The 4483-nt window shown below is 35.3% G+C and carries 6 protein-coding genes; 5 read left to right on the top strand and 1 reads right to left on the bottom strand.

Features of this window, described 5'->3' with window-relative positions:
• The coding region (gene holA, locus EVJ48_08220; protein ID RZV37851.1) for a DNA polymerase III subunit delta at positions 1–939 on the top strand (939 nt) is incomplete at its 5' end.
• Between the two features lie 117 nt (positions 940–1056).
• Here the strand turns inward: holA and EVJ48_08215 are convergent.
• Positions 1057–1323, bottom strand: coding sequence for a 30S ribosomal protein S20 (locus tag EVJ48_08215; protein ID RZV37850.1), 267 nt, complete (start codon positions 1321–1323; stop codon positions 1057–1059).
• A gap of 197 nt (positions 1324–1520) precedes the next feature.
• On the opposite strand from EVJ48_08215, the gene EVJ48_08210 reads away from it, so the two are divergent.
• From EVJ48_08210 to EVJ48_08195, 4 genes are all read left to right on the top strand, one after another.
• On the top strand, positions 1521–2057 hold the full coding sequence (locus EVJ48_08210; protein ID RZV37852.1) for a pantetheine-phosphate adenylyltransferase: 537 nt from the start codon (positions 1521–1523) through the stop codon (positions 2055–2057).
• The gene (locus EVJ48_08205; GenBank protein ID RZV37849.1) at positions 2041–3237 is read left to right on the top strand and encodes a pyridoxal phosphate-dependent aminotransferase; all 1197 of its coding nucleotides are present in this window, start codon (positions 2041–2043) and stop codon (positions 3235–3237) included. Before EVJ48_08210 ends, EVJ48_08205 begins: the two co-directional genes overlap by 17 nt.
• Before the next feature lie 43 nt (positions 3238–3280).
• Positions 3281–3598, top strand: a complete 318-nt coding sequence (locus EVJ48_08200) for a hypothetical protein (GenBank protein ID RZV37848.1) — start codon at positions 3281–3283, stop codon at positions 3596–3598.
• A gap of 38 nt (positions 3599–3636) precedes the next feature.
• Positions 3637–4483: hypothetical protein (locus EVJ48_08195; GenBank protein ID RZV37847.1), on the top strand; the 847-nt coding region annotated here is incomplete at its 3' end.

Raw genomic sequence — 4483 nt, 5'->3', positions numbered from 1 at the left:
AATAAAGAAATAGAGAAAATAAAATCCGGCACGCTTTCTGAAAACGAATACGATTTCAATTTCGATAAACTTATCGCGCCTTCCCCGCAGGAATTTTTGAATATTGCCGAAAGTTATCCGGCTTTTACGGAGAAAAGAGTAGTCCAGGCGGAAGATTTCGACGATTCTTTCCTTAACGACGAGAGCATACTTGAATACGTAAAATCTCCTTCGCCTTCTACCTTAGCCGTCTTTTATTATAACGAACCAAAAATAAACGAAAACTGGAAATTTTTTAAAGAATTAAAAAATAAAGGTTATTTTAAGCTGAATAAAATTAGAAAGCTATACGATAACGAAATACCGTCTTATATTAAAAATTTGGCAAGGGAGAAAGGAATATCTATATCGGAGGAGTCTGCATATTACATCATGCGATATACCGGAAATAATCTGCTTAACATAGATTCCGAATTAGACAAAATATCTTCGGGAATTAATGTAAGTTCAAAATCGGCAGATCCAAAAATAAAAACGGAAGTGCCTATAGAAAAAATAAAATCTCTTATATCTTTTTCAAAAAAATTCAGCGTATTCGATTTAACCGACAAAATATTGGACAGGGATTTCAGGGCGGCCTTTTCTATGTTCGATGTTCTTTATGCAGACGGAGAAGAACCTATAAAAATAATAGCAATATTATACAACGACTTGAAAAAACTTCACAGGGCGAAAATTCAGCAAAAATCCGGCATGAACATCGAAACGATATTAAGCTCAAATACCGTCTTGCCGTTTCTTAAAGGAAAATTTTTAAAACGTCTTTCTTTGTTTAATGCGAAGGAGTTGAGAAATATGGTCAAACTTTTGGAAGACGCCGATTTAAAACTTAAAACGACGTCTTATCCGCCGGATCTGATTTTCGAAGAATTTATTTTTAAGCTTAGCCGTTTACCTTAGAAAAAAGTGTCATAGAAAAAGGTGTCAGATTAATTTTATGCAACATCTTTATATCGTTAACCGTTCCTTTTCATATGCATAAAATAAAATCTGACACCTTTTTCTTATAATGAAAGATTAAAGTTTTATAGTATTTTTGAGTTTGGCAAGAGCTGAAACTTTTCTCGATGCATTGTTTTTGTGAATAATTTTTTTTGCGGCTAACTGCATAATATAAGATACGTTTGCGTTGAAAAGCAAAGCAACTTTTTCCTTATCGTTTTCGGCAACGGCGGCTTTAAATTTTTTAATTCCAGTCTTCATTTTAGATAAACTGCCGGTATTACGCTCCGTTCTTTTTTTAGTCTGCCTTGCTCTTTTTTCCGCAGATTTATGATTTGCCATAATAAAATGCTCCTTAATATAATTATAGATAGTTTTTTAATTTATCAGATTTTAAAAAATAAATCAATAAAAAATTGCAAAATGTCTCCCTTAAAGGTGTCAGATTTATTTATTCTCTTACTCCCGACTGGTTTTGCAGCGGAAAAAGAACTTTTCCCGTTTGCTTTTTTATCGGTTTTATGGTAAAAATAAAGGCTATGTCAGATATAATTAAATATAAGATCGGAGTTTATCCAGGTTCGTTTGATCCCATAACATACGGACATTTAGACGTTTTAAAAAGAAGCCTTAATATATTCGACAAGGTTATAGTAGCGGTAGCCTGTAATAAAAAAAAACCGTATCTTTTTTCTCAGTCTAAACGCATAGAACTGATCAACGGTACCATAAAAGAAGATAGCGATATAGATTCCGAAAGAGTAGAAGTTGTAGGCTTAAAAGGTCTTTTAGTTAAGTACGTCGAAAGCATAGGAGCAAAAGTTATAATAAGGGGATTAAGGGCAGTTTCGGACTTCGAATACGAGCTTCAGCTCGCTACTACAAACAGGACGCTTAATCCGGACATAGAAACTATATTTATGATGACTGCCGAAAAGTATTCATTTTTAAGCTCCACCATAGTTAAAGAAATTTCCAGACTTGGAGGAGACGTTTCAAGCATGGTGCCTTCGGCAATAGCCGAAGAGCTCTTAAAAATTTACTCGAAAGGAGAAAACGATGAAACTCTCATGTAGAGCTTCTTTAATCAAGCCGTCGGCTACTCTTGCGATTACGGCAAAAGCAAAAAAACTAAAAAGCGAAGGGAAAGACGTCGTGGGCTTCGGCGCCGGCGAACCGGATTTCGACACGCCCGACTATATAAAAAAAGCCGTAAAAGATGCCCTCGACAAGGGGCAGACCAAATATACGCCGGTTTCCGGCATAGACGAACTGAAAACAGCTATTGCCGAAAAATTTGCGGCGGATTACGGCGTAAAATATGAAAATTCGGAAATAATGGTATCCTGCGGCGGAAAACATTCTTTATATAATATTTTTACGGCTATGCTTAACGAAGGCGACGAAATAATAGTTCCTTCGCCTTACTGGGTTTCATACACCGAAATTATAAAACTTTCCGGCGGCGTACCGGTAATTGCGGATACTTCAAAAAACGGTTTTAAATTTAACCTTGAAATATTTAAAAACAGAATAACCGCCAAAACAAGAGGCGTCATAATCAACAGTCCGTCAAACCCCACCGGCGTAATGATGGACGAAAAGGATATAATAGAAGTCGCAGATTTTGCTAAAAAACAAGGGATATATATTATAACCGACGATATATACGAAAAAATAATATTCGACGGCAAAAAGTTTTTTAACGTTTTAATTGCGGACAAATCTATGAAAGAATATACCATAGCCGTCAACGCCGTATCTAAAACTTATTCAATGACCGGCTTTAGGATAGGCTATACGGCGGGGCCAGGGGATTTAATAGCGGCAATGAACAATATACAATCGCAGAGTACTTCTAATCCTACTACATTTGCCCAATACGGCGCACTTGCGGCGTTAAAGGGCGGATACGAATTCACCGATATGATGCGCGGCGAATTTCAAAAAAGAAGGGATTATATGTTTGATTTTTTTGAAAAAAACATAAAAAGCATGACTCCGGTAAAACCCGACGGCGCTTTTTATCTTTTCGTAGATATTTCAAAAGTATTCGGAAAATTAAAAAACTCAAACGGCGAAACGATAAATTCTTCTTCAGAATATTGCGATTATCTTTTGGATAAATATCTCGTTGCGGCTGTCCCAGGCGTAGAATTCGGAAACGATAATTTCATAAGATTATCTTTTGCTACCGGATTAGACGTTATAATAAAAGGATTAAACAGGATAAAAGAATCGGCGGCTTCGATATAAAAATAAAAATCAAACAAAAAAAACGGTATGAATAAATTTTAAAATGAAATTTGACAAATATATCCTGATTTTCTTGACGAATAAAAAAAAGCGCGGCGAATTATTTAAATTTTTTGCAAAACTTCCGCTTTTTCCGTTATCTTTTCTAGTTATCCTGTTTTCTCAAATAAAAAGAGGTATAAGCGGCGCAAAAGCAAAAAACTCCGGCATATTTACAGTTAGTTTCGGCAATATAAACATGGGCGGCTCTGGAAAAACCCCGTTCTCTTATAATTTAGCCGAATATTTATACGAAAAAGGATTAAAACCCTGCATTATAACCCGCGGATATAAAGGGCGCTTAAAAAAAAAGTCTATATAGCCGCATGGGAGTATGAAATTCCCGAATCAAGAAATAAATTGCCTGACGAAGTCCTTCTTTTAGTCGAAAAATTTAAATCAAAAAAAATCGATATTCCTGTCGTCGTGTCTAAAAACAGGTTTAAGGCTGCTAAAACCTGCCTTAACAACGACGAAATATATTACAACCTTGCGGAAATGGAATGGAATTTAGATACCTCGCAAGCCGAAAATAACGAAATTATTCCTGATGAAACGCCCGAATCAAAAACAGAGGCAATAGATATAACATATGAATGCGCCTACAAAGACGTTCACGACGAATTAGGCGGAAATAAAAGAATCGCCATTCTGGACGACGGTTTCACGGCGTTAAACATTAAAAAAGATATTAACGTAATTATAATAGACGCAAGCGTAGATATATTCATACAGGACGTTATCCCCGCAGGAATTTTAAGAGAACCGCTAAGCGCTTTAAAATATGCCGATATCGCAGTTATAAACAAATGCAGGCCGGAACTTTTGGAAAATCAATCGTCTTTTAAAACAAATATAGAAAATAAATTAAAAAGATACAATAAAAATTGTCCGGTATTTTATTCTTACTATAAACCTAATAAACTTATATCTCAAAAAAACGTTATATCTTTAGAAGATTTAAAATCATTTAAATCTAAAGGCGGCAAAATCCTATCCGTATGCGCAATAGGCAATTCGGATTATTTTTACGAAAATTTGAACGACTGCGGCGCGCCTGCGGATTACAAAATGGAATTTGCCGACCATTACGAATACGCCGAAACCGATTTTAAAGAAATAACGAACATACTTAATTCCGACGATAAATATATAGCCGTTACGACTTTAAAGGATTACGTAAAGTTAAAGCGGTTTAAAAAGTTTA

It is taken from the genome of Candidatus Acidulodesulfobacterium acidiphilum (assembly GCA_008534395.1).
GTDB lineage: Bacteria > SZUA-79 > SZUA-79 > Acidulodesulfobacterales > Acidulodesulfobacteraceae > Acidulodesulfobacterium_A > Acidulodesulfobacterium_A acidiphilum.
The sequence above is the reverse complement of the archived record's forward strand: the minus strand, read 5'-3'. Positions and strand labels throughout refer to the sequence as shown.

Bases quoted from the DNA above. Each gene is read 5' to 3' on its own strand.
- EVJ48_08215 (RZV37850.1), bottom strand. From the start codon at position 1,323: ATGGCAAATCATAAATCTGCGGAAAAAAGAGCAAGGCAGACTAAAAAA.
- EVJ48_08210 (RZV37852.1), top strand. From the start codon at position 1,521: ATGTCAGATATAATTAAATATAAGATCGGAGTTTATCCAGGTTCGTTT.
- EVJ48_08205 (RZV37849.1), top strand. From the start codon at position 2,041: ATGAAACTCTCATGTAGAGCTTCTTTAATCAAGCCGTCGGCTACTCTT.
- EVJ48_08200 (RZV37848.1), top strand. From the start codon at position 3,281: ATGAAATTTGACAAATATATCCTGATTTTCTTGACGAATAAAAAAAAG.